Source organism: Streptomyces sp. YIM S03343 (assembly GCF_054729195.1).
The window spans coordinates 976400-1000805 of record NZ_JBPUKX010000001.1; the positions used below are offsets into that span (position 1 = coordinate 976400).

19 protein-coding genes and 3 pseudogenes are annotated in these 24406 nt (G+C 67.6%); 7 read left to right on the forward strand and 15 right to left on the reverse strand.

Going from position 1 to position 24406, the window contains the following annotated elements; translation table 11 throughout:
* Window positions 1-299: 299 nt before the first annotated feature.
* From ACSYGN_RS04330 to ACSYGN_RS04360, 7 genes and pseudogenes are all read right to left on the reverse strand, one after another.
* Window positions 300-404, reverse strand: a pseudogene (locus ACSYGN_RS04330) (DNA mismatch repair protein MutT); the annotation flags it as partial.
* A 141-nt stretch (window positions 405-545) separates the two neighbouring features.
* Complete coding sequence (locus tag ACSYGN_RS04335; protein ID WP_460391983.1) at window positions 546-1034, reverse strand: hypothetical protein; 489 nt, start codon at window positions 1032-1034, stop codon at window positions 546-548.
* Window positions 1035-1438: 404 nt separating this feature from the next.
* Complete coding sequence (locus ACSYGN_RS04340; RefSeq protein ID WP_460391985.1) at window positions 1439-1840, reverse strand: hypothetical protein; 402 nt, start codon at window positions 1838-1840, stop codon at window positions 1439-1441.
* Between the two features lie 541 nt (window positions 1841-2381).
* On the reverse strand, window positions 2382-2681 hold the full coding sequence (locus ACSYGN_RS04345) for a helix-turn-helix domain-containing protein (protein ID WP_460391987.1): 300 nt from the start codon (window positions 2679-2681) through the stop codon (window positions 2382-2384).
* Window positions 2632-2970 carry a helix-turn-helix domain-containing protein gene (locus ACSYGN_RS04350; protein ID WP_460391989.1) on the reverse strand — a complete coding sequence of 113 codons (339 nt, stop codon included), beginning with the start codon at window positions 2968-2970 and terminating at the stop codon, window positions 2632-2634. Before ACSYGN_RS04350 ends, ACSYGN_RS04345 begins: the two co-directional genes overlap by 50 nt.
* A complete protein-coding gene (locus ACSYGN_RS04355) occupies window positions 2967-3350 on the reverse strand; it encodes a type II toxin-antitoxin system RelE/ParE family toxin (protein ID WP_393216346.1) in 384 nt (127 codons plus the stop codon). Before ACSYGN_RS04355 ends, ACSYGN_RS04350 begins: the two co-directional genes overlap by 4 nt.
* 556 nt (window positions 3351-3906) lie before the next feature.
* A complete protein-coding gene (locus ACSYGN_RS04360; protein WP_460391991.1) occupies window positions 3907-4335 on the reverse strand; it encodes a GntR family transcriptional regulator in 429 nt (142 codons plus the stop codon).
* A 321-nt stretch (window positions 4336-4656) separates the two neighbouring features.
* Here ACSYGN_RS04360 and ACSYGN_RS04365 point away from each other — a divergent pair, with 321 nt between their 5' ends.
* Window positions 4657-5964: a replication initiator gene (locus tag ACSYGN_RS04365; protein ID WP_460391993.1), complete on the forward strand. Its 1308-nt coding sequence runs from the start codon at window positions 4657-4659 to the stop codon at window positions 5962-5964.
* A gap of 24 nt (window positions 5965-5988) precedes the next feature.
* Here the strand turns inward: ACSYGN_RS04365 and ACSYGN_RS04370 are convergent, their stop codons facing one another.
* From ACSYGN_RS04370 to ACSYGN_RS04380, 3 genes and pseudogenes are all read right to left on the reverse strand, one after another.
* The gene (locus tag ACSYGN_RS04370; RefSeq protein ID WP_460391995.1) at window positions 5989-6966 is read right to left on the reverse strand and encodes a transposase; all 978 of its coding nucleotides are present in this window, start codon (window positions 6964-6966) and stop codon (window positions 5989-5991) included.
* A gap of 16 nt (window positions 6967-6982) precedes the next feature.
* Window positions 6983-8377, reverse strand: coding sequence for a group II intron reverse transcriptase/maturase (ltrA, locus tag ACSYGN_RS04375; RefSeq protein WP_460391997.1), 1395 nt, complete (start codon window positions 8375-8377; stop codon window positions 6983-6985).
* A gap of 639 nt (window positions 8378-9016) precedes the next feature.
* Window positions 9017-9760, reverse strand: a pseudogene (locus ACSYGN_RS04380) (ISL3 family transposase); the annotation flags it as partial.
* Here ACSYGN_RS04380 and ACSYGN_RS04385 point away from each other — a divergent pair.
* The 3 genes from ACSYGN_RS04385 to ACSYGN_RS04395 are packed head-to-tail and all read left to right on the forward strand — an operon-like array spanning window position 9725 to window position 11780.
* Entirely contained in the window at window positions 9725-10285 is a 561-nt protein-coding gene (locus ACSYGN_RS04385) for a replication initiator (protein WP_460391999.1), read from the forward strand. The pseudogene ACSYGN_RS04380 and the gene ACSYGN_RS04385 sit on opposite strands and share 36 nt — an antisense overlap.
* Complete coding sequence (locus ACSYGN_RS04390; protein WP_460392001.1) at window positions 10282-10473, forward strand: helix-turn-helix domain-containing protein; 192 nt, start codon at window positions 10282-10284, stop codon at window positions 10471-10473. The genes ACSYGN_RS04385 and ACSYGN_RS04390 overlap by 4 nt, the downstream gene beginning before the upstream one ends.
* A complete protein-coding gene (locus tag ACSYGN_RS04395; protein WP_460392003.1) occupies window positions 10473-11780 on the forward strand; it encodes a tyrosine-type recombinase/integrase in 1308 nt (435 codons plus the stop codon). Before ACSYGN_RS04390 ends, ACSYGN_RS04395 begins: the two co-directional genes overlap by 1 nt.
* 79 nt (window positions 11781-11859) lie before the next feature.
* Here the strand turns inward: ACSYGN_RS04395 and ACSYGN_RS04400 are convergent, their stop codons facing one another.
* Window positions 11860-12111, reverse strand: coding sequence for a hypothetical protein (locus ACSYGN_RS04400; protein ID WP_460392005.1), 252 nt, complete (start codon window positions 12109-12111; stop codon window positions 11860-11862).
* A 15-nt stretch (window positions 12112-12126) separates the two neighbouring features.
* Window positions 12127-19074 carry an RHS repeat-associated core domain-containing protein gene (locus ACSYGN_RS04405; protein ID WP_460392007.1) on the reverse strand — a complete coding sequence of 2316 codons (6948 nt, stop codon included), beginning with the start codon at window positions 19072-19074 and terminating at the stop codon, window positions 12127-12129.
* Window positions 19075-19084: 10 nt separating this feature from the next.
* Here ACSYGN_RS04405 and ACSYGN_RS04410 point away from each other — a divergent pair, with 10 nt between their 5' ends.
* A complete protein-coding gene (locus tag ACSYGN_RS04410) occupies window positions 19085-19321 on the forward strand; it encodes a hypothetical protein (protein ID WP_460392009.1) in 237 nt (78 codons plus the stop codon).
* Between the two features lie 344 nt (window positions 19322-19665).
* Window positions 19666-22872, forward strand: a complete 3207-nt coding sequence (locus tag ACSYGN_RS04415) for an FG-GAP-like repeat-containing protein (RefSeq protein WP_460392011.1) — start codon at window positions 19666-19668, stop codon at window positions 22870-22872.
* Window positions 22873-22906: 34 nt separating this feature from the next.
* Here the strand turns inward: ACSYGN_RS04415 and ACSYGN_RS04420 are convergent.
* A pseudogene (locus tag ACSYGN_RS04420) lies at window positions 22907-23017 on the reverse strand (transposase); the annotation flags it as partial.
* A 314-nt stretch (window positions 23018-23331) separates the two neighbouring features.
* Here ACSYGN_RS04420 and ACSYGN_RS04425 point away from each other — a divergent pair.
* A complete protein-coding gene (locus ACSYGN_RS04425) occupies window positions 23332-23547 on the forward strand; it encodes a dodecin (protein WP_460392013.1) in 216 nt (71 codons plus the stop codon).
* Between the two features lie 65 nt (window positions 23548-23612).
* On the opposite strand, the gene ACSYGN_RS04430 is transcribed toward ACSYGN_RS04425, so the two are convergent.
* Together ACSYGN_RS04430 and ACSYGN_RS04435 are read right to left on the reverse strand one after the other, a co-directional pair.
* Window positions 23613-24104: a phosphatase domain-containing protein gene (locus ACSYGN_RS04430; RefSeq protein ID WP_460392015.1), complete on the reverse strand. Its 492-nt coding sequence runs from the start codon at window positions 24102-24104 to the stop codon at window positions 23613-23615.
* Window positions 24105-24143: 39 nt separating this feature from the next.
* Window positions 24144-24404 carry a hypothetical protein gene (locus tag ACSYGN_RS04435; protein WP_460392017.1) on the reverse strand — a complete coding sequence of 87 codons (261 nt, stop codon included), beginning with the start codon at window positions 24402-24404 and terminating at the stop codon, window positions 24144-24146.
* Window positions 24405-24406: the final 2 nt, after the last annotated feature.

Consider the following 24406-nt stretch of genomic DNA (forward strand, 5'->3'; position numbering starts at 1 on the left):
TACCCGCTCGCTACCGACCACGATGATCGTCTGACCTGTCTTGTCGGCAGCATTCTGGATGCGCTTCGCATCATTGGCTCTGATACCCGCCTCTGACGCTGTTCTAAAGCCTGGACCACACCACCCGTTGGAGTTATGAACCAGGACCGGCGTCGCCCCCGCCAGCACATGGTACGTGTGCTACGCGAAGCCTTCGACCTGCTTTTTCGCTGGTGAAGCGCGGTTTGCTGGTCCGGTGAAGTGCGTGGGTGTCCGTGATTGTGTGGGGTTGTTGCCGTCAGCTACTGCCGTCAGCCGGTTCAGCCCAGGTACGGCTTCTCGCGGTGTTCCAGGAAGTGCTGGAGCCTGAGCCGTTGGGTGTGGTGCATCGGCAACTGCTCGATCTCTTCCGGCGGCACGAACCGGCAAGCCCGACGACGGCGACGAACCGCCCCTCTGCGCAACCCCCGTCCGCTCACGTTGCCGTCAACTACTGCCGTCAGACCACACTGAAGCCCCGCCAAGATGCATCTGGCGGGGCTTCAAATTTGCGGCTGCACGCGTTGCTATCGACCCCAGGCAGACTCGCGGAACCGGCGCACTTGAGAGGTGCTCGTCAACCACTCAGAGATGCGGTTTCCATCCTCGTCAACCGAGGACCGAGGCTCGACGTACCGCCACGGCTCTTGCGGGTTGAACTGTTCGTCGAGTTCATCCAGGAAGATGATCGAGTTTTGCACGTAGACCTCTTCCCCCTCGCGATACATCGACCAACAGGAGATGAAGTTGCTGGTCTCCGGATCAGTGATTGAGGCAATGAGGCATGAGGTCGAATTATCGATCTCGTCAAGTTTTCTCAGCGAGCCATCCCAGCTTCGGCAGTATTCATCTACCGTCCAGAAACTCAGGTCCATCGGAAACGTCTCCGTGAAACCACCGACCCTGATCCTGCCGACCGCCTCAGAGGGCGATGAACTCGCACCCTCCGAGGTTGGGTAATCGATCACCTCGATAACGAAGTCGTCATTCCTTGAGGTAGTTGAGATCTGGGTCATAGGTTCCGATCCGTCCCATTAGAGAAGACCACCTGGCCGTGCGAATTGAACGGGGCCTTTTGTGCGGGAATTCTCGTTCTGTACCCAAGAGCTCCCGCCCGATCTCCTACGGTTCCGGCATACAGCTCTCGGTTCTGCTGACTCCGTGCAGCCACCGAGTCCGGATGGTACGGTTCACCCTCGAGTGCAGGGGAAGAGGTATACCCCTCAGGAAGGTCTCCGTTGCAGTTGTGGACGAGGACCGGTGTGGCCCCAGCGAGTACATAGTACGTGTGCTCGCCGGGCGGGCGTCACCTGCATTTTCGCTGGTTAGCGAATTCCGGCCGGTCCGTGGGCGTGCGCGGAGTTCAAGGACTCCGGCTGAGTCGCAGCCGGAGTCCTTGAGCAGCTATAACCGGGAGGGCTCACACTGTGGCGAACCACAGATCGTTTGCCGAAAAGGCTTCTATCTCCAGTTCTCGGAGCGCCTCCTCCTCACCGAACGCCCGCCCGAGCACGGCGATATCGCAGCGCATGACTGGAGCGTCGAACGACGGAACAAGAATCACCGTTCCGTCCCGGGTGAGGTCCTGCAAATCCCCGGAAGTGCATTTTTCGGAGACGATCAATCGCAGCGTTCTGGACACCATCGCCACGCGAGCTTCCTGAACCAGGACACTCAGCCATTCCTCGTCGGCTTCTTTATCCCAGTCAACTACCCCTCCGACTGATCGCGCCAGATAGTCGGCGATCTCAACTGCGACCTCTTCTCGCCAAGTGACCGGCGGATCACCCAACCGCGCCAGCGCGTCCGAGACATCGATCACGGGGCGCCTCCGGGACTCCCGTGAATGGCACCCCGAGCGTTCCGGTAGACATTTATGTAGTGAGTCAACTCCCCAGTCCTCCCGATGACTCCAACAGGCCCGTTCGTGACGTAAACCTTGGCTTTGTTCCCGACCCATAGTCCATGGGCGTCGGCATAGGCAGCAGCGTCCAGAGTCGCCTTTTCTGCATCCACGCCCTTGAGGAAGACGCTCTTTGTCGGACCTGACGAACCCGGAAGATGTTTCAGCATTGCCGGGTAGCTGACGGTATATGTGCCGTTCGTCAGCTCCCCATGACGGTTCAGGTAGCTCTCAGGCGCCGTGAAGCAGCTTGAGTTGTGAACGAGTACAGCGGTGCGGCCCGCCAGCACATAGTACGTGTGAAGGCCGGGCCGCCCCTACCTGCAAGTTTGCTGGTCAGCGGGTGATTTGACAGTCGCCGGATGTTCGTGCTCGTGCGCTGGAGTCTGCTGGTGTTGCCGTCACTACTGCCGTCAGTGGTCTACACGGCCTGGGGAATTCCAGGAATTCCGAATGCGTGTCAAGCGGCTTTGTCGTGCGGGGTGAGGCTGATGGTCAGGTCGGCGCCGAGAGCCTGCGCCAGGCGGCGCAGGAGGGGAAGCGTGGGCACGGTCCCGCCGCCTTCGAAGCGGGAGATCTGTGGCTGCTTCATCCCGCACCGCTCGGCCAGCTCGGTCTGGGACAGCCCGAGCTCGATGCGCCGGTCGTGGACGAGTTGCCCGAGCTCACGGGCGAGCGCGGAAGGAGGGTCCTGCATGGTTCCTCCCCGCTCAGGCCGCTGGGGCGACGATGGTGACGGTGGGCTCGTCTCCGCCGGCAAGGTGCACGTCCACCGTGAGGTCCAGTGCGCGGGCCAGGCGCATGATGACCGCGATGGGCGGCAGCTCGGTGGCCGTCTCGATGCCTTCGATGTCATCGACGTCGACGTGCATGCGCTCGGCGAGGTCGGCCTCGCTCAGGCCCAGCTGCTTACGCCGGTCGTGGACGGCTTTGCCCAGCGTCATGGCGAGGCCGACCTCTTCGTAGACCCGGTCGTACTCGGGGTCAGCGTCCAGGTGTTCGCCCAGCAGCCGGCGGTGGCGGCGGGTCCTCCATTCACTGTGGTTCACCGGTTCTCCTTGAGGTTGCGGCTGTAGAGGTCGTGCTCGGCGGCGGCTTCATGCTCTGCCTCGCACCATCGCTGTGCGGCGTGGGCGCGGTCCACTTCGGCCTGCTCGCGCATCTTGGTCTTGCGGAACACGGTGAGCAGCACGACACGTCGGCCGGGCGCCAGCCAGTAGGTGATCCGCTGATGGGCATCGCCCAGGCGGAAGCGCAGCTCGCGGAGCTTGCCGCCCAGGTGGCGGGAGTGCGGTTCGTCGAGGGTGGTGGGCTGCTCGGCGAGCAGGTCGGCGACGCGTTCGGCCTGCTTGTAGTGATGGGCGGGAATGTTCTCCAGCCACAGCCGCACCTCCGGCTCGATCTCGATCGAGTACCGCCCACTGTCCATAGCGTCGATGATATATGGCACGGGGTACGGGAGCGCGACTTCGTAGTTCAGGTCGCGTGCCGTCGCCGCGACCGCAGCCGCTCCAGCGTCGCACACCCCCGGTACTCCCCCCTTCGTCCTGATGCCACAGCGCCGCCCGCAAACCAGCGGCAACCTGCCGAGGCGGTGCAGGGTCAGGTCCGAGCGGGAGAGGCAGCGTACTGCCGGGCTGGTGCGTCGCCCAGTCTGGCGGCGCGGGGCCGGGGCGGGAGGAGTCGGCCCCCTGGTCGGCCCTGTGCCTGCGATCCGGCCGTAGGACGGTCGTGGGCGACAACTTGCTCCGCCAGGAGTCCAGTTACGGTCAGCCCGGTGACCAGGCAGATTGCCGCTCCGGCAGCCCCGGACCACCCCCGACTGCCGGGGCAGCTCGCCACCTGCGGCGTAGCTGGCCTCCCGATTGAACGGCGGGTTTGTCGGCGACGGCGGTCAGCCTCGGCGGGCGGGCCCGCCTTGAACCTCGAAGAGAAAATCTGAACGCACGCCCCGGGTCACGCCCCGGGTCACCCGGCACGGCGGGTCAGCGGCCCCGTCCGCCGCCGCCACCCGACTCCAGTGCCTCGACACGGCCACGAAGGTCGGCAATCTGCTGAACAGCCTCGGCCAGCGCCAGCTCCACCGCCTCGACGCGAGCCGCCGTCCCGCCGACGGGTGCGGTCGCGTCCGGGCCGTCGAGGTCATCACCGTCGTCGACGACGTGGCCGTGGTTGGCGACGAAGGCGCCCTTGCCGGGGCGGGAGACCGCCCATCCCTCCTGCTTCAGCAGGGCCATGGCCTTCTGCACGGTTAGGCTCGACGCCCCGAACTCTCGCATCAGCTCGGCCTGCGTCGGCAACGCGTCACCCGGCCGCAGCCCGCCGGAGCGGATCCGCTCGCGCAGGGTCTCGGCGATGACCTCGAACGTCAGCGGCACCCCGCTGCCCGTCGGCCTGCGACCGCGCCGCCCCACCACGCCCGTTCACCCCGTTTTCCACGCCCACTATCAACACAATCCGGCCCGTCCAAACCGGGAAACCGGCCCCACACTACCCGCATCCCACCCCCGCAGAAAGGAATGAGGAGGGATGCACTTGAATGCACCCGTGAGGCGATGTTAACGTCACGCACCCGCCGGTGATCACCACCGCGCCCCGCCGACCACGCCCCTCTGGTCCGGCCCCCGCGCCCAACATCGAGGCGCCCCGTTCCCCTGTGAGCCGATCACTTCGGCCTGCCCACGCCACCCCGCGCCGTACCGCTTCCGCGCTCCCGCCGAAAGGCCTCCTTCCGCATGTCCGCACAGCTCCAACTCCCGTACTCCGCGTCCGTTCCGGCCGCTCTGCGTCCCTTGTCGTCGGCGTTCACGGCGCCGACGTGTCCGGCGGACGCCACTGTCTCGCCGACAGCAGGGCGATCGGCGCTGGAGCGCCGCGCCAGGCTCACCGCCAAGCTGGCCAAGCTCGCCGCCACCGGCCAGCTCGCGCCCCTCGCACGGCAGATAGCCGGACTCGGCGGATGCGCGCACCCGATCCGCCTGACCGGGCACCGTACCCGCCTGGACACCGCGACCGGTGAGGTCCTCGACCACTTCGACTCCGGCCGACTCCCGGCGGGCGAACTGCTGGTCCGCTGCGGCAACCGCCGCGCCACCCGCTGCCCCGCCTGCTCCACCGTCTACCGCTACGACACCTACCAACTCATCGCCGCCGGACTGCGCGGCGGCAAGACCGTCCCCACCAGCGTCGCCGCCCACCCACGCGTGTTCGCCACCCTCACCGCCCCCGGCTTCGGCCCCGTCCACAATCAGCCCGACACCGGACAATGTCACTGCGGCCAGGTCCATTCCGACGACGACCAACTGCTGGGCACGCCGCTCGACCCCGAGCACTACGACTACATGGGCGCGGTCCTGTGGAACGCGCACGCCCCTGCCCTGTGGGCCCGCTTCACCACCCACCTGCGCCGCGAGATCGCCAAGGCCGCCGGGCTCACGCAACGGACCCTGCGGGACCACGCCACTCTCTCGTACGCCAAAGTCGCCGAGTACCAGAAACGCGGCCAGGTCCACTTCCACGCCGTCATCCGCCTCGACGGACCCACCGGCCCCACCCGCACCCCGCCTGCCTGGGCTACCACCCAGCTCCTCGACCACGCCGTCCGCGCCGCCGCCACACGCACCCGCGTCCACTACGAGGGCGAACCGCCGAAGCAACCGCAGCCCGCCGGGGACATCTCCGCGTTCCAGCCCCACGCCCCAGATAGGGCAGAGCGGTTGGTGTTCCGGTTCGGGCGGCAGATCGACATCCGCGCAATCCGCGGCACCAACTTCACCGGCGGCCCGGTCACCGACCGGCACGTCGCCGCCTACATCGCCAAGTACGCCACCAAGGGCGCCGAGACCACCACCGGCACCCTCGACCGCCGAATCCGCCTCCTCGCCGAACTCGCCCAGTACGACATCACCGACCACGCCCGCCGCATGATCCACACCGCCTGGCACCTCGCCACCAACCGCCGGCACGCCCACCTCCGCCTGCGTCAATGGGCCCACATGCTCGGCTTCCGCGGCCACTTCGCGGTTCTTGCAAGATTTTCGTGACGGGGTGACGGACTGTGTTCGTCGTCAGGCGAGTAGGACGCGTTTGCGTAAGAGGGCGAATCCGGCTCGGTTGAACAGTTGCCGTTTGAGCATCTTGATGCGGTTCACGTGTCCCTCGACGACGCCGGAGCTGAAGGGGAGGGCCAGTCCGGCGGTGACGGCGGCGAGGTCCGCTTCGACGCCGGTGACGAAGGAGTGCAGTGGGGGCAGGTCGTCGCCGCGGACGGCGGCCAGCCAGTCCGGCAGGTGCGCCGGGCCGGAGCCGGCGAGCATCCCGGCGAAGGCGCGGACGTGCCCGGTCAGGGCCTCCAGCTCAGGACAGCGGCTCAGAACCACCTTGAGCTGCATCTTTTCGCTGTCGGACAGCGTGTCGGGGTGCCGGGTGATCCATCCGGTGACCTCGCGGCTGGAGGGCGCGGGCGGTTGTGCCGGGGTGCGTCCCTTGACCTGGCGGAACCGACGGAAGTAGGCGCAGAGGCTGTTGTAGCTGCCGGGGTAGCCCAGTTCGACGATCTCGGCGTGCAGTTGGACCAGGTTCCTCTGGCCTTCCGCCCAGCGGCGGTGCAGGTACTCCTTGTAGGGGTCGAGCCGGTTCCGGTGGCTTTCCCAGCGACCCTCGACCAGTTCCTGCCAGGTCGCAGCCCGCGCCAGCTGACGGACCCGGCGCACGTGGATGCCCAGGTGACGGGCGGTTGCCCGCAGGCCGTAGCCCTGGTCCAAGAGCCCATGGACGGCCGCGTACTGGTCACGGGTGCGCTCCGCGTAGCGCCCCTCGGGGTCCACCGGGGGGACGACCTGCCCGGCCAGACGCTCCTGCTCGGCCGGGGGCGGCAGATCGTCGGGCGGCACGGCGGGCTCACGCAGACATTGCTGGTGCTGGCGGACGCAGCGCTCCACGGCTTGGGCGAGGTTGATGGGTCGGGTCGGGGCGCCCTGCCGGGATTGCTCCCGGTGGGTTTCCCCGGCCCGCCCGCCGAACCCGGCGTGCCCGTCTCCGAGCACCGGGCTCTCCACGAGATCATGCCGTTGGGATCGGGTCGGACAGGGCGTCCGGCCAAGGGCTGGGGATGCTGTTGCCCCGGTAGCGATACCGAGTGATCGGCACTTTGCCGAGGTGGAACAGTGTGATCCCGTCCAACTCGATGAGTTTCCAGCGCCCTTGCGGACCTCGAAGCCATCGTTGGATGGCCGTCCACGTCATGCGGTGCCGGTGCATCACCCAGCGGACCAGCCGCCACCAGACGAAGGTGTGCAGGCGGGCCATGGTGTGCTTGGCGACCGCGTGTTTGAAGTAGTTGGCCCAGCCGCGCAGGATCTGGTTGATCCTGATCAGCGCGATCTTGTAGTCGAGATGCGACAACCTCTGGGTCAGTTGCTTGATCTTCCGCTTCAGCGACGCGACCGGCTTGTCGGCGATGAAGGTATAGACGTGCCACTTGTCCGTCCCCCGTTTCCGCATCCTGACGATGCGGAAGCCGAGGAAGTCGAACCCGTCCGCAAGATTGACAATCCGCGTCTTGGCCGGTGACAAGACCAGGCCCGTCGGTGCCAGGACCGCACTCACCTGTTCGCGAAGCTCTTCGACGTGCTCCTTCGTGCCGTGGACCATGATGACGAAATCGTCCGCATAGCGGACCAGTCGCCAGGTCGGCAGGCCCCGGTGCCGTCGTCGTTCGCGATCCCGCCGGGTCGTCATCACGCTTGACCATTGCTCGGCGGCGAAGTCGTCGAGCGCGGACAGCGCGATGTTGGCCAGCAGGGGCGAGAGGATGCCTCCTTGCGGTGTTCCGGAGGTGGTCTCGTTCCGTTCGCCGAGCTCGGTCATGATCCCGGCTTTGAGGAACGCCTTCACCAGCGCCAGCACCCGCTTGTCCTTCACCCGCGCTCGAACACGGTCCATCAGGGCCGCGTGTTCGATGCGGTCGAAGCACGCCTCGATGTCAGCGTCCAGCACCCAGCGGTATCCCTGGGAGCCGAACAGGTGAATCTCAGCGATCGCGTCATGCGCACGCCGGTTGGGCCGGAACCCGTACGAGCACGGACGGAAATCCGCCTCGAAGATCGGTTCCAGGACCAGCTTCAGCGCGGCCTGCACCACCCGGTCGGTGACGGTCGGAATCCCGAGCCGGCGTAGTTTCCCACCGGACTTGGGGATCATCCGCTCCCGCACGGGCAGAGGCCGAAAGGTCCCCGCCTTCAGCGCCGAACGGATGCGGTTCAGGTGCACTGTCACCCCGGACTCCTCGACGTCGGCGGCGCGTTGGCCGTCAACACCCGCCGTCCGGGCTCCCTTGTTGCCCGCAACCCGATCGAAGGCCATCACCAAGACGGCCGGGTCGCAGACGAAGTTGAACACATCGTCGAACCGGAAGCCATGATCGGCTACCGCCCAACGGTGCAGTTTGATCTGCATTCTCCGTACCCGTAGCTCAGCGAAATCGGCCACTGGCCACGCGACCGGGGCATCCACCCCGGATTCTCCGGACATTGCAGTACCTCCCTTGCGATCTCGCTGCCGCCCTTCCCCATGTGCCGGGCTCTCCCCGGCTCGGAGTACTACGGCGGCTCCGCCCCTCCCACGGCCTGCTCGGCAGACGGTGTGCCCAGCCCAACCCGTCCGCGCTGGAGGCACGGCCGAGGGGCGAGGCCGGGGAGGTTCCCGTGTTCACTGATTGATCGCTCGTCGGAGTAGGCACCCGGCTATACCCCCGCGGCCCCGCCACGGCTACCCCGCAGCACTTCACCGTGGCCTCCCGGATCGTCTGGCAATCACCACCCGGAAGTTGCCCGCCCTGGAAGAAAGACGAGCACGCACCGCAACCAGCCCAGATCCGCCAGGTTCGAGCTGATGTCACCTTAGGAGGCTTCAAACACCGGTTCCTCACGTATACCTCTCCATCTCGCTTGCCGGACCCGCACCATCTGACGGTTCTGACACGTCCCGGCTTTGTCGGGGCCGCTTGCCACCCTCCCCGGCACCTCCCGGATCAGGCTGCCCTCAGCTTCACCGCCCTGCTGCGACAGGACAGCGGTGAAGGTCTCCCACCTCCACTCGATCAATCAGCGCCTCACGGCGCACGTGCCACAGGTGCCAGCGGTCGGCGACCTGCACCGCGTCGGGCGCGCCCGCGGCGGCCCCGGCCCCGTATGCCTCGGCCCGGTCCCGGCAGACGACCTGAACGCCGCGATGCCCTGCCAGCCACGCCGCCAAGGTGGCGCCCTCGCGGTCCGCCAGCAACTCGACGGGCCTGCGGGTGACGCAGTCGACCAGCACGGTGCCGTAGACCTGCCCCTTGCGCAGCGCGAAGTCGTCCACCCCCAGCACGCGCGGTGTGACCAGCGGCGGGTCGGGCAGGGCCATCACCAACGACAGCACGGTGACCCGGCTCAGCAGCACGCCCAGGACCTGCAGCAGGCGCGCCCCGGCAGAGCCACCCAGCGCAAGGCCCACCGCGGTCAGCGAGCGCAGCAGCAACGCGGTGCAGCGGCAGTACCGGGCGGTGAGGCCTTCGACCTGTTCGGCAAAGGTGCAGCGTGGGCAGCCGGCCGTGTCGCAGAACAACCGGCGCACCGTCAGTTCCACGACCACCGGCCGCCCGCCCACACTGACGTCCCTGAGCTTGCGCCGGTAGCGGCTGTACACTCGCCTGCTCTCCACCCCGCAGTCCGGACATGGCACGGCAATGCCGTCCCGCGTCCGAGCGGCAATCCGTACCTCCCCGCCCTCAACGCGCACCAGCTCCACCAACACCTTCTCCAGGTGCGGGAACACGATGTCCAACAAGTCCTCACACAGGACGGACAATGGCACCGCCGTGACGCCCTGTCACCCCGTCACGAAAATCTTGCAAGAACCCACTTCGCCACCCGCACCCGCCACTACTCCACCACCCTCGCCCACCTCCGCGCCGAACGCACCGCCTGGCGAACCGGCCGACACGACACCCAGAGCCCCGCCCCAGCGTCGGCCGAGCCGCCAGCCGGTCAGGCGGGCGGCAGTCCGATCGGCGACCTGGCCGGACACTCCACTGACCTGGCCGCCGGTCACCGTCCCAGTCACCGCAACATCGCCGGTCAGCGCGTGGACTCGGACACGACCCTGGTCATCTCCCACTGGCAGTACGCCGGAACCGGCCTCCTGCCCGAACTCGAGCACCTGGCCGACCTCTTGGCTGCAAAACGGCAGAACCGACCCGAGCAACCGACCCGAACCCGACGGTCGGAGCACTCCAGTGACCGCGCTGACCACTCCGCCGGTCACCTGGTCGGTCACTCCACTGGTCGGCTGACCGGTGCTGCCCAGCCGGGGGCCCTCGCGTGACCGCCGACACCGAACTCCTCACCGTCCCCCAGGTCATGGAACGCCTCCAACTCGGCCGCAGCGCCGTCTACGACCTCCTCCGCACCCGGCAACTCCCCTCCCTCACCCTCGGTCGTGCCCGCCGCATCCCCGCCGCCGCGCTCGACTCCCTCATCACCACCCGACTCGAACAGGAAGCCGCCGCCTGATGACCACGCCCCGCGACACCCCCGCCTCTCGCCGTGTGCGCGCCAACGGCGACGGCACCGTCTACCAGCGCAAGGACGGCCGCTGGGAAGCCGCCGGATACGTCGTCGCCCCCGGGAACACCCGCAAGCGGGTCCGCGTCTACGGCACCACCCGCAAGGAAGCTCTGGCCAAGCTCACCGAGAAGATTGCCGCCAGCAACCGCGGCCTCCCCGTCCCTTCCGCGCAGGGCAGCCTGGCCGCGTACCTGATGTACTGGCTGGAGAACGTCGCCGTCCATCAGCTCCGCGAGAACACCCACACGCGATACGCCGCCTGCGTCGACCGGTACCTGATCCCCAGCCTGGGCAAGAAGAGGCTCACCAAGCTCACCGCCAAGGAGGTCCGCACCTGGTTCAACCAGCTCCGCACCACCTGCCAGTGCTGCACACGCGGACTCGACGCCGACCGCGATCAGCCCCGCTGCTGCGCCGCCGGAGCATGCTGCTCCAAGCGGCTCTCACCACTGACGCTCACGTACATCCACTCCGTACTCAAGTCCGCCCTGGAGCACGCCGTCCGCGAGGAAGAGATCCCGCGCAACGTTGCCCGCAACGTCCGCACCGGCACGCCCCGGCCCCGACGCTTCGAACCCCTCACCGCCGACGAGGCCCGCCAGTTCCTCACGGCCACGCGCGGACACCGGTTGCACGCGCTGTTCGAACTCGCCCTCCACACCGGACTCCGCAAGGGCGAACTCCTCGGCCTGCACTGGGAAGACCTCGACCTCGGCTCGGGCACCGCCGCAATCCGTCGCACCCTTCAGCGCACCAGCGCAGGCGGGCTCACCACACTGCCCACCAAGACCCGGGCCTCCGAGCGCCGCATCGCTCTCCCCGCCCGCTGCGTCCAGTCCCTGAAGCACCACCACAAACAGCAGCAACGCGAGCGTGAGGCCGCAGGCACCACGTGGCAGCACAATGGGCACGTATTCACCACTCCCCAGGGCAGGCTGATCGACCCGACCAACCTCACGCGCACCTTCACCACGCTCCTCCGCAAGGCCGGCCTCTGCCGCATCCGCTTCCACGACCTCCGCCACTCGACCGCCACCCTGCTCCTGGAACAGGGCGTCGAACTCGTCGTGATCAAGGAACTCCTCGGCCACGCCCACATCGGCGTCACCGCCACCGTCTACGCCCACGTCCGACTCCGCCTCCAGCGCGACGCCATCGACACCCTCAGCACCGCCCTTGACGGCCCCGCCAACGACGAGTCGACACGCAACGACGGCAACGACCCGCCACTGTGCGGAGCCCTCGTCCGCTGACGTTGCCGTCAACTACTGCCGTCACCCACCACAGAAGCCCCGCCAGGACGCACCTGGCGGGGCTTCATATTTGCGGAAGTTACCTCACCTCGATCAGGCTACGAGCGACTTCCATGAGGTCCGCCATCAGCGGCGCGGATACATCACCTGCCTGCGGATCAATGCTCAGCAGCGCTGACGACCAGCTCCCGCCATCCGGAACGACGATCGCGGCGAAGGAGGCCTCCTTCGGGTCGCCGCGATACCGGAACTCGATCACCCGCTCCCCAGCGGCAACATCCTCGAAGTCGATCACGTCGATCTCCGACTCCCCGAACTTCACAGTGCGCATCTTGGTCTCCTCCACTCAGTCCAAGAACCCGGAGAAGCTTCCACCTGGGGTGAAGCGTGCCCCAAGACCGTTCGGCAGGCGAATATCGACGACATCTTGCCACTGTCCTCCAATTCGCCCTCGCCCGCGCGTCTCCACCGCGCCCGGATGAGTGAGGATCTCATCCAGCATGTCCTGGCCGGTTGCGTTCCATGCGCCAGGGTTCTGCCTCCCGGACGGCGTTGGCCATCCATTCGGGTTTCCGTTGCGCCCCGCGTGCTTCTGGAGGGCCCGCCCAGCCATGCTGTATTCGCCGCGCTTATCCGAAGGGTCGATCTTGGACCCCGACTGCGATGCGAAATCAACATCGATCGAGCAGTTGCTGTTGTGAACGAGAATCGGCGTGGCCCCCGCCAGCACATAGTACGTGTGCAGTTGGTCAACCGTCAGGTTGTACATATCCCGGTCGCCCGGGCGACGGGTGACTGCGGCGATGTGTACGTGCTGGTTGGCAGCGGTGTTCAGAGCATGGCCGGGGGTGAGCTTGCCGGCGGGGGTCCAGGCGTGACGGGTGTCGTCCCAGAAAGGGTGCTTGGCTGTGGTGTGAAGGGTGGCGGCGGTGCCGTCGGCCAGCCGGATCCGGAGGTCGATGAGGTCGTAGTCGTGGTTGATCCAGACGTGCTGGACGGTGCGGCTGCCCTTGTGTTTCCCGGTGGCGGGGTCCGCGGCTTCGACCTTGTCGCCGGTCTTGACACCGCTGATGGGCTTGGTCTTGCCGTGGGCCATGAGGACCGGAGTGTCCGGGGTGAAGCTGCACCCAGTTGTTGCCCCCGCACCTTCGCCGAACAACTCGTCACCCAGTGCGCCTGCAGCACCAGCGATGCGCAGGGATCCGCCGGCCGCCAGCTCTGCTTCACCAGCTCCGACATCGAGGGCAGCCGGCCCGCAGACCTCGATCGTCGCCAGACAAGTGAGGCCCGCTACGACACCGCCAAGGATTTTGTTGGCCGTGGAGTGCTCATCGTCGAGGAGTCCGTACCAATTGGCCTCTGCACAGAAGGCGCTGGATGGTTCTGACTGGCAGATCCCTGTCGCCCACAGGTGAAGCTCGTGCTGGTAGCTGCCGGTCATTCCGCGGGCTGCGAAGTCCCGGCGGGTGGGTACAGTCCTTCGCGCGATCGTGCGGGGGTACGTACGGCCGCTCTTGGTCGGGCGGTAGCTGGCTGCGGAGCCGGAGATCGGAACGTACTTGCCGTGGCGCTTTGCGTAGCAGCCTTCGGTGGTGCATCCCGGGCCGTTTTTCGGCTTCCAGACGGTGCCAGGATTGTTGACGCTGCAACCGTCGCAGAACAGACCGGTGGGGTCGCTGCCGGTGACGGCGTTGTTACCGGCGTAGGCGTAGCCGTTGAAGGATTGCGGGTCCGCGGTGTCGAGGAGTGCGTCGGGGCTGATGAAGCGGCCGAGGGAGGGGTCGTATTCGCGGGCGCCGATGTTGGTGAGGCCGGTGGCCGCATCGATGGTGCCGCCGACGAAGCCGTGGTCGCCGGGCCAGTTGGTGGGGGCCTTGCCGCGGGGTTCGCCGAAGGGGGTCACGGGACGGCGGGTGACGGCGAGGGTGTCGGCCGTGATGTCGGCGGTGGCGGTGCCGTTCGGGTCAGCGGTCTGGTAGCTCAGCTTTGTTCCGCTGGTGCCTGCGGTGGCGGTGCGGACTGCCGTGGGGGCACCGGCGAGGGTGTAGTAGCGGGTGGCCGCAGTGACGGTGCCGTCGGTGAGGGTGAGCTGGTCGCCGCCGAGGTAGAGGGTGGTCTTGCCGTCGTCGGTGCGGGCGATCAGGTTCCCGGCGTCGTCGTAGTGGTAGCCGGTGCGGTGCTTCGGGGACGCTGCAGGGCCGGTGGTGAGGACGTCGAGTTTGCCGAGGGAGTTCCAGGTGTAGGCCTGGGCCTGGTCCGGCTGGTCGTTGCCGTCGTTCGTGGTGGTGGCTGTGGGGTTGCCGGCCTGGTCGTAGCTGTAGGTGCGGGTGGTGCCGCCGGTGGTTGCGGTGTGGACCGCGTGGGTGTGGTCGCCGAGGTCGAAGTGCTCGCTGGTGGTGACGTCCTTGGACGCGTCGCCGGTGAGGTCGTGGTCGGTCTTGGTGGTGCGGTTGCCGGTCAGGTCGTAGGCGTAGCTCTGCCAGTACGGGGCCGGGCCACCGAGGTTACCGGCGTCGGGCGCAGTGCTGGTGCATCCGCCGATGCCGTTGATGGTGGGCGAGTCCTCGGTGTGGGTGCCGCCGGTGTCGGTCCAGGCGTCGGTGAGACGGTTGAGGTAGTCGTAGCGGTAGCACTGTGTGTCGGTGTTCGTGGTGCCGCCGGCGTCCTGGACGTCGCTGGCGGAGGTGATCTGTCCGGCCTGGTCGTAGGTGTAATTGACCTGGTCGACCGGGCTGGTGCCGTCCTCCTTGTTCACCGTGTGGGTCAGGAGCCGTCCGGTGGCCTGCTCCCAGGCGTCCGTCGTGACCACCTGGCGGGGCATGACGCCCATGGTGGTGCGGGTGGTCTGGCCGAGCGGGCTGTAGTCGATGTAGGCGGTGTACGTGTCAGTGCCGCCATTGGAGACGGGCAGGCCGACGCCGTTGTAGGAGTAGCCGACCTTTTCGTCCGCGATCAGGCCGCCGGTTCCGGTGGTGGCGATCTGGACGGTGTCGGGCAGGTCCTGGACGGATGTGTACTTGTCGATGGTGCCGTAGGTGACGGCGTTGGTGTTGCCGTAGGCGCCGGCCGGGATGCTGATGCTGGTACCGGTGGGCTGGTAGGCGGTGGTGTAGCCGGTGACCGTGCTGGTGTAGACGGTCTTGCCGCCTTCGTAGACGGTCACGGACTTCGGCTGGCCCAGGGCCGTGTCGGTGGAGGCGTCGTAGTAGTCGCGGTGGCTCAGCTTCACCTTCTGGGACGTCTTGGCGTCCCAGCCCCAGGTGTCGGTGACGCGTCCCAGGCTGTCGTAGGTAGTGAAGAGGTGGCCGGTCTCGTCCAGGCCGTCCGTGGAGCTCTCGATCGCCTCGCCGTCGTCGTTGTAGCTGGTACGGCTGCTGCCGGTGTCGGGGTCGGTCCTGGCTGTGACGTGCCCGAGGAGGTCGTAGGTACTGGTCCAGGTGACCTTCTTGGCCGCGTCGTCATCGGTTGCCGCATCCGCGGCGAGCGGGCCGACGGTCCGAAGCGCCTCTCCCGCGGCGTCGTAGCGGTAGACCGTCTTGTCGTAGGCGCCGGTGGGTTTACTGCCGTGGAACTGGCGCAGTTCGGTGGTCTTGCCGCGGGCGTCGGTGATGCTCGCTGTGGGGGTGCCGCCGCTGGGCGGGGTTACGTCGGTCTCGTCGGCGCCGGGGTAGGCGGTGGTGGTCTTCCACTGCTGCCGGCCGAGCGAGTACTGGGTGCCGGCGACGGGGCGGCCCTGACCGTCGTAGGTGGTGTGGATGGTGGAGGGCACCTGGGCGTCCACCGGGGTGACCAGGGTGCCGGTCGGGGTGGACGTGTCCTTGTTGAAGTAGGCGGCGTTGGCGGCGGTCGACCAGCCATGGGAGTCGTAGGCGGTGTCGGTGATCAGCCGGCCGGTACCGCCGTTGAGCGGTGTCGACTGAGTCTGCCGCAATTGCAGCATGCCGTCGTAGATCTGATAGGTGGCGGTGTAGTCGCCTCCGTCCGTGTACTTCTGCGTCTCCACGTAGCTCGGGGCCGACCGGGTCACGGAGTACGTGAACTTGTTGTTGGGCGTGGAGGGGTTGTCGGCCTTGGTGTGGTCCGGGAGCCAGACATTCGTGAGGCGGCCGAGGCCGTCGTAAGTCTCGGTGGTCACCCGCTTGCCGGGGTCGGTGACGGTCAGCGGGAGCTGACGGCCCGGATCGACGGTCGTGGTGGTCGACCAGCCCTTGCTGTTCGACGACACCGTGGTGACCGGAAGGTACTTGGCCTTGGTGGCCTTCGTGCTGCTGTTGTCCGTGTAGGCGGTGCTGGTCAAGCGGCCCATCGGGTCGGTGACCTTGGTGACGCGGCCGTAGGTGTCGTACTCCGTGGCGGCGGCCTTGGCCCAGGTCACGTTCCCCTGGTCGTCGACGCTCTTCGCCTTCTGGGTACTGGTGGTGTCTCCCGCACCCGTGGAGGGCAGGCTGCCCAGCGTCGTGGACTTGTCGTACCAGGTCCGCGTGTCCGACAGCGTGTAGGCGTCAGCCTTGGTCACACACCCGCCGGCCTCGGTGATCACCTCTGCCGGGAAGGCGTACATGTTCCTCGAGGCGTCGGTGGCGTAGGTGGTGGTGGTGCAGCTCTCCGGGGTTGTGGTGCTGGAGACGGGCCTGCCGTCGATGCCGACCTCGCCCTTGTCGTCGACCTGGGTGGGCAGACCCGTGGCGCTGTCGAACGTGGTGGTGGTCTCGGAGGTGCGCCACGCGCCATCGGCCTTCAGCGCGCGCACGTCCACCCTGTCGGTATCGGTGAAGCGGGCCGCCAGATCGGGCAGTTTGCCGCCGCGGGCGTGCGTGGCCGTGACCGGAGACTTCCAGGGGTGGTTGACCGTCTGGGACTGGGGGCTGCCGCCGTCCTTGTCATGGACGGTGGTCTGGTAGGCGTATCCGGACAGCGCATCGTCGTCGGTGAGAGTGTCACCGACCGCGTCGGTGACCTTCACGGACGTGGTGCCGCCGCTGGATGTGGCGTCGCCGTCCATGCCGCGCAGGTAGTCGGTGACCTCCTCCGCGACCGGGTCGGAGCCTGCGCCGGTGCGGGTGACGACCTGCGCGTAGCCGCGGAACTGGTCCCAGGTGCGGTACTTGTCGACGATCGTCTCACTGTCACCGTGGTGCCAGGCCGCGCCGCCCTTGTACTCGTACGTGGTCACGTGGGGCGTCGACCCGGCGGTAGTGGCGTCGCTCTCGTCGATCTCGTTCACCGGGTAGGTGTAGAACCAGTCCAGGATCGGAGCCGTGTAGCCGGGCGGGGTCCAGCGGACGGGGTAGCAGGCCGCCGTGTCGGCGTCCTCCTTGGGAGGGCTGGTCCGTGAGCAGGAACTGGTCTTGTAGGAGACGGTGATGACCGAGCCTGCTTCGGTGTTCAGCGACTGGAGCCGGTAGCGGTTGATCGGCGGGACGTTCTGCGGCTCCTCCAGACCGTCCACTCGGTTGGGCACGGTCGCCTTGCCCTGCGTGCTCAGCGTCGGCAACGTCTGGGCGGTGCCCCCACCGCGCGTGTCGGAGCCGGTGTGATTCACCGAGGACAGCCACATTGCGGGCTTGGTGCCGTCACCCGGGTCGGGGTAGCTCTGGTTGAGGGTGTAGGTGTCGACCGTGGACCAGGCCGGGGTGGCCAGCGACTCGTCCCACACCTTCGTGGTGATCGTCGCGAGACGCATCGTGGACCAGAAGGTCGGCGAGTAGTTGGTGCACGTGCCGGTGGAGGCACAGTTCTGGTCGAACGGGGTGTCCGGCCAGTGCGAGGCGGTCGTCGTGGTCGGCGCCTTCGTGCAGTCCACGCTGTTCTTGCCGTCACAGCGTTGCGCCACGCCGAACACCACCTGCGCGGCGGGAGTGTTCTTGGCGACGTAGTCGCTGACCTGCTGACCGTAGGAGATGGCAGACGGGTAGCCGCCCCGCACGTAGGAGGTCAGGGTGTGGGCGGAGCCACGGCCGTAGTAGTTCGTCTCGGTCTTGTAGGCGTAAGTGGTGATGTTCTGGTGGGTGTCGATGACGAAGTCCAGGTTCCACCGCCAGCCCTGGGTGCATTCGGAGGCGACGAAGGTGGAGCCGTGGCAGGGCTCACCGGAGTCGTCTCCGTAGACGGCGACGCCCCAGGCCGCGTTGGTGCTGGTGTCCTTGCCGTCGCCGCCTGCGCCGCTCGGCAGGTGGTCGGCGCCGAAGTAGTACTGCGTGCCGTCGTTGTCCGTCAGCCGCCAGTACGTACCGTCCTGCAGTCCGTTGGTCGCACCGGAGACTTCCTCGATCACCGATCCGTCGTCGTCGGACAGCCGCCACACCGGATTTCCGTCGGCGTTCTTCTTTCCAGTGGGCACCAGTTCGCCGGAGTGTCCGGCCACAGAGATCGTCGCGTTGTCCCCGGCCCAGCACTGGTCGTAGTCACCGGAGTGGCCGTCGTCCTCGCAGGACCTGTAGGAACGCTCGACGAAGCCGGGTGCGTAGTCCCAGCCGTCGCCGATCCAGGAAGCCTGGTTGTTCGTCGCCGAGGTACGTCCGTCGATCGACGCGGAGTTGTACGCCAGCGCGACGTCCGGCGTGTCACCGCCGACTGCCGGCGGCACCGAGACCGGATACGAATAGGTGAAGGCACCGGTGTTGCCCGACGTTCCCCATTTCCCCGAGGGTGACAACGAGGTTGCGGAGTACGTACCTGACGTACCGGAGGGAGCCGCGGTTGCGGCGAGCACGACGGCCGTGGGTGCCGAGACCGCCGAAGCGCCTGCGTTCACCTCGTCGGAGGAGCCCTTGGGGCCGACGGGCAGGGTGATGTCGGCGACCAGGCGGTGCTTGGCGTAGTCGTTCGCCGACGCAGCCAGCGGCTTCTGAACCCGGCAGGCCGCCTTGTCCGGCGTGGTCAACGAGCAGCCAGGCAACTCGACCAGGCGCAGTCGGGTGGCGTAGTCGCCGCCGAACGCGTTCTGGATCGCGCCATAGTCGAGAGCCACCGACACGCGGCCCTCGTCGGCACCGTGAGCAGTGCGGCGCAGGGCCACGGCAACACCGTCGACGCCGGCTTTCTGTGCTGCACGGTGACCCGCCACCGTGACGTTCACATCGCCCGTGGTGACCTTGCCCGCCGCATTCCGTGCGGATGCGAGCTTCTTGGCGGCCGCCGGGGGCAGCAGCCCACGGTCGAGAACTCCGGGTTGGCCGACGGCCACGGGGGTGCCAGTGACATTCACACTGCCGGAGCGCTTCTTCGCGGTCTTCGAATTGAGCGCCTTGTCCGCAGCCTCGGCGTCCCCCGCGGCATCAGTTGGCAGCTTCACAGTCGTTGACGTGGCTTTGGGCCACTTCGGAGCCATCGGCCGGAACGGCTTCATCGGCGTGGGCCGAACGCTGTTCGGCCGGGCTCTTGCCGTGCTGACGCTCACCGACCGCGTCGAGGACAGCGGGAACGGCGACCACAGTTTTGGCTTCTTCGCCGCATCGGCGACGGTGGCATCTGTCAAGGAACCGGCCAGCAGCGCCGCCGAGGCCAGTGCCACCACACCCAGACGTGCTCTCCGAGTCTGAAACCGCTCTCGCCCCAACACGCCGTTCTCCCACCGCAGTTCTCACAGGTTTCTTACAACTTCGGCAATCTATCTGCGTGTTCAGCGCGACAAGTCAAACACGAGTCATGATCACGTCAAGGGCGCGAGATGGAGGCAAAGTCTCCGTGTGTGTCCGAATTGAGATCAGATCCGGATCCACCCAGGCCAGGCAAGGCGATCGGCGCGACGACACGTGCGAGTTACCCATCGGTAAGTAAAGAGAGGATCTTTGCGCGGCTTTGACCCGCTAGATCGCACTACCGTGCGACGCGGCTATGCCATGAAACAGGCATCACAGACAGAAACAGACAGAGACGAGGCCGCATGATCCGCGCAGGAACGCCCCGCAGACGGCGCAGACCCTCCCCCACGCTGGTCACGAGCGCGGTCGTGTTCGCGTTGATTCTCGGACCCGCCACGGTGAGCGCACATGCCGAGACGTCCACGCCGAATGCGGCATCGACGCTGGAGCAGGCCGAGACAAGAGCCTCGACGCAGGCGACCGCGACAGGCGAGCCGGTTCCAGTGGACGAGGCCACGACTGCCGACACCACACTGACGGCCCAGCCGGACGGCACCTTCACCCAGCGCATCAGCGCCCAGCCGGAACGTCTGAAACGGGACGGGCAGTGGGTTCCGTTGGACGCCACCCTCCAGCGCAACGGTAACGGAAGCTACTCCCCTGCCGCCGCCAGCAGCGGTCTCGCCCTCTCCGGCGGCGGCAGCGGATCCCTGGCGACACTCGGCAACAACGGCAAGGAACTGTCGCTGTTCTGGCCGACCGCTCTGCCGGCGCCGACCGTCGACGAGGGCAGCGCCCTCTACCCCGACGTACTGCCCGGTGTCGACCTGAAGGCCACCGCCGACGAGCAGGGCGGCTTCTCGGAAGTCCTCATCGTCAAGACCGCGCAGGCGGCCACCGATCCCCGCCTCGCCACCCTCACCCTGGCCACGGACACCCACGGCCTGAACCTGGCCGCAGACACCGGCGGCAACCTCACCGTCGCCGACCCTGCCTCCGGCGCGCCCGTCTTCCATGCACCGGCACCCCTGATGTGGGACTCCACAGGGGCGGGCGCAAGCACCCAGCCCGCACGAAGCGCCGATTCAGCCTCTCTGCCCGGGAGCAGTCTTCGGAGCACGGCCGTACACGCCGCCGCCTTCACCAGGCCGGCGAAGGCCCGGTCCGATGGTGGCGTCACCCTCCGGAGCGACTTGAGCGGCGGGCCCAGCCCCACGTCGCAACGGGCCCCCGTCCGCACCGACGTCACCCCTGACGGTCACCTCCGGCTCACGCCCGATCCCGGTCTGCTCAAGAGCGCCAGCTTCCCCCTCTACATCGACCCCACCTGGGTATCGGTCAAGGACCAGGACAAGGGCTTCACCTACGTTCAACACGCCTATCCCGGAACCAGCCACTGGAACGACAGCGACGCCAAACTCGGCGTCGGCTACCAGGGCTACACCTCACCCACCGGCGCCGAACGCACGTACTACCAGTTCAACATCGGCACCAGTATGGGCGACAAGCACATCCACCGCGCCGAACTCGACGTCGACGAGACGTACTCCGCCGACTGGGGCTGCACCAAATACCGGGTCACCGAGACCAACGTCGCCCACATCAGCAGCTCCACCACCTGGAACGACCAGCCCGACGCCTACTCCCAGTCCGACACCTACGACTTCACCGGAGCCAACAACAAGGACTGTCCCGGGGGCGACGCAGGCGGCTTCGACGTCACCAACTCCGTCAGCAACGACGGGGACGGCACCGTCACCTACCGCCTGACCGGTAGCGAATCGAACGAGACCGCCTTCAAGCGCTTCTCCACCAAGGCCATCCTTGCCATCACCTACAACACCCCACCGCGCACCCCAACCAGCACCACCTCCAGCCCCAAGCCCGTCAGCCCCTCGACCTACGGTTGCAACAGTTCCCCTTACGGCTGGATCCCCAACACCGATGCCTCCGGCGGGGTGAAGCTGTACGCACAGGTCTCCGACCCCGACGGCGACAAACAGAACGTCCGCGGCCAGTTCGCTTTCTGGGACAAGGGTGGGTCAGGAACCGCCGACGCCTACAACCTCATCTCCACCGGCGACTCCGACGGCGATTCCAGCACCGTCCCCGGCAGCGGCGGCACCGTCCAGATCACCGTCAACCCCAAGGACCATCCACTCAAGGACGGCCACCTCTACGGTTGGCACGTGCGAACCGACGACGGCATCGACACCTCCGGCGAAGCGGACAACTGCTACTTCTGGTACGACGCCACCGCGCCCAACCACCTCGCCATCACGCCGAAGGGCGACATCTCCCACCTGCATACCGGCGACACCCTCCACTTCGCCCTTTCGGCCACCGACCCCAAGCCCACCGGCGCAGCCGCCAGCGGCCTGGACCACTTCATCTGGTCCGCCACTTCCTCAGCCGCCCTGGACAACGATGGAGGGACCTCCATCACCGCGGCCTCCGACGGCACCGCCGCCCTGACCTACACACCCACCGCGTGGGGAAGCAGCACCCTCTGGGTCGCCGCCGTCGACAACGCGGGCAACCAGTCCCAGCCCGTCCACATCACCTTCTACGTCCCCGACGACGTGAACGCCACCGTCGAGCCCGGCGACGTCGACAACGACCACATTCCCGACCTCGTCGCCGCCGACTCCGCCCCAGGCAACCTCGACCTCGTCCCGACCGACACCGACATCCCCACATCCAACGGTCAGCCCGCGCCCGTCATCGCCTCCGGCCCCGACGACGCCCCCTCGGCCGCCGACGGCTCCACCACCTGGGCCAACACCCTCCTCGCCCACCGCTCCAGCAACGAGCACAGCTCCAGCGGCAACCGGGTCGACGACCTGTGGGCCTACAAGACCAGCCACCTGTGGCTCTACACGAACAACCTCAACAACAACGGCGGCCTGGCCGGCAACGGCAACCACTATTTCACCCGAGATCACCGCGTCGCGGTCGCCAGGCCCGACTGCACCAAGGGAAACTGCTCCGCCTTCACGCCCGACTGGTCAGCAGTCAGCCAGATCACCGCACCCGGCGATGTGAACGGCGACGGCCACCCCGACCTGGTCACCGTCGAGAACGACCACCTCTGGCTCTTCCTGGGCTCCACCACCACTGGCCAATTCAGTGAAGCCCACGAGATCGGCACCACCGCCTGGAACGGCTATACGGTCACCTCGCCCGCAGACACGAACAACGACGGACACCCCAACCTCTGGGCCCGGAACAAGACCACAGGCGTCATCTACGACTACCCCTTCGGCACCGACAGCCTCGGCACCCGCACCACCATCACCAACGGCGCCTTCACGTCCACGGACCGCCCCCTCATGACATCCCCCGGCGACGCAAACGGGGACGGCATCGCCGACCTCTACACCCTCACCGCCGACAAGGAACTGTGGGCCAACATGGGCACAGCACCCGACGCCAACGGCTACCGGCTCGGTGCCCACCGCATCGCCAGCGCCAGCAGCCTCTGGAAAACAATCACCAACATCGCATAGCCCACACGCGACAACAGCCGGGATCAACAACCTACTGAGTGATGGGGGCCGAGCCCGCGTATGCCTTCAGCGCGCGGGCGTCGGCGAACCGCCCGCCGTCGTCACCGGTCTCGGCGAGCACCTGGGCGCCGAGCTGGACACCCATGGCGGCTCCGGGCACGCGTCGAGCCGAAGGTCCAGGTCGGACTTGTCCAGGTCGGCGGGCTGTAGTCGCCATGGCCGCCGTCAACGGCGCGGCAGGCAAGTTCGAAGCGCCGGAGCGGATCGACAGGCTGGCGCGGCGCGGGCGACCAGGGCCCGTGTGAGGACGATGCCAGCCGGGCCGTTGGCCGTCGCGCCCTCGACGGGTACGCCTCGCGCCCGGCCCCCGTATGCGGCACGGTGGAGTGACGCGGGGCACACCCGTCGCGGCGGACCGACGCCGTGACGTGCCGCCGCCGCGGAGAGGAGCGCACCCGTATGTCCGAGCACACCTACCGGGTCACCGAGATCGTCGGCACCTCGCACGAGGGCGTCGACCAAGCCATCCGCAACGGCATCACCCGCGCCTCGCAGACCCTGCGCAATCTGGACTGGTTCGAGGTGAGCCAGGTGCGCGGACAGCTCGAGAACGGGACGATCGAGCACTGGCAGGTCTGTCTGAAGGTCGGCTTCCGGCTCGACGACGGCGAGTGACACGGGTCGCTCGGCTCGTCCTCACCCGGGCCTCGGTCCGTTCTCGGGCCGTCCTCGGACCGAGGTCAGGTGCGGCCCGCGCGTTCCTGGGCGTCGCGCAGGGCGGCGGAGTCGGCCGCCCAGTGGGCCCTTACCACGGTGAAGCCGGCACGCTCAGCGTCGTTGCAGACCAGTTCGTCGTCGTCCGCCAGGAAGCGGATCTCCCGTTTTTCGGCGAGGCGCCCCAGCGTGTCCAGTTTGGTGCGCCGGGCGGGTCTGCGGTCGTCGTTGCGGCGCATATGGAGCCGTCCCTCGGGCAGTCCGTGCTCGGCGAGCCAGGCCAGGGTGTCGCGGCGGCAGCGTTCGGGGCGTCCGGTGAGATAGACGACCTCGCAGTCGGCCGCGCTGCTCCGCGCCAGCGCCACGCCCTCGGCGATCGGCGGGTCCTGCGGTGCGGCGGCGAAGAAGGCGTCCCAGTCCCGCGGCTTCCGCTCCAGGAAGCGCTGCCGGTGGGCGGTGTCGGCGAGGGTGTTGTCCAGGTCGAACACGGCGAGCGGCCGCTTGCTGGTCTCGGTCACACGGCCCAGCGTAGGCCAGGGCCGGACGGCGGGGCGGGATCAGTTCTCGCTCGGGCGGCCGTGCTCGCTGTGGGCGAGGCGGCTCATCCGGGCGCGGTACTCGGCCGCGGTGATACTGCCGCCCAGCAGCTGTGCCGTCCAGCGCTGCTCCGTGACCTCCAGGGCGGCGCGTTCACCGAGCTCCCGGACAGTTGCGCGGGGCGTCGTACGAGCGGGGCGCGGGGCGACCATCCGGACGGTGTCGTGGACGGCACCGGCCAGGATGAACGCCCCCAGCAGGAATGCGATCAGCACGGTCATCG

Bases quoted from the DNA above. Each gene is read 5' to 3' on its own strand.
- ACSYGN_RS04435 (WP_460392017.1), bottom strand. From the start codon at position 24,404: ATGACCGTGCTGATCGCATTCCTGCTGGGGGCGTTCATCCTGGCCGGT.
- ACSYGN_RS04400 (WP_460392005.1), bottom strand. From the start codon at position 12,111: ATGCGCACTGTGAAGTTCGGGGAGTCGGAGATCGACGTGATCGACTTC.
- ACSYGN_RS04415 (WP_460392011.1), top strand. From the start codon at position 19,666: ATGATCCGCGCAGGAACGCCCCGCAGACGGCGCAGACCCTCCCCCACG.
- ACSYGN_RS04335 (WP_460391983.1), bottom strand. From the start codon at position 1,034: ATGACCCAGATCTCAACTACCTCAAGGAATGACGACTTCGTTATCGAG.
- ACSYGN_RS04355 (WP_393216346.1), bottom strand. From the start codon at position 3,350: ATGGACAGTGGGCGGTACTCGATCGAGATCGAGCCGGAGGTGCGGCTG.
- ACSYGN_RS04425 (WP_460392013.1), top strand. From the start codon at position 23,332: ATGTCCGAGCACACCTACCGGGTCACCGAGATCGTCGGCACCTCGCAC.
- ACSYGN_RS04395 (WP_460392003.1), top strand. From the start codon at position 10,473: ATGACCACGCCCCGCGACACCCCCGCCTCTCGCCGTGTGCGCGCCAAC.
- ltrA (WP_460391997.1), bottom strand. From the start codon at position 8,377: ATGCAGATCAAACTGCACCGTTGGGCGGTAGCCGATCATGGCTTCCGG.
- ACSYGN_RS04365 (WP_460391993.1), top strand. From the start codon at position 4,657: ATGTCCGCACAGCTCCAACTCCCGTACTCCGCGTCCGTTCCGGCCGCT.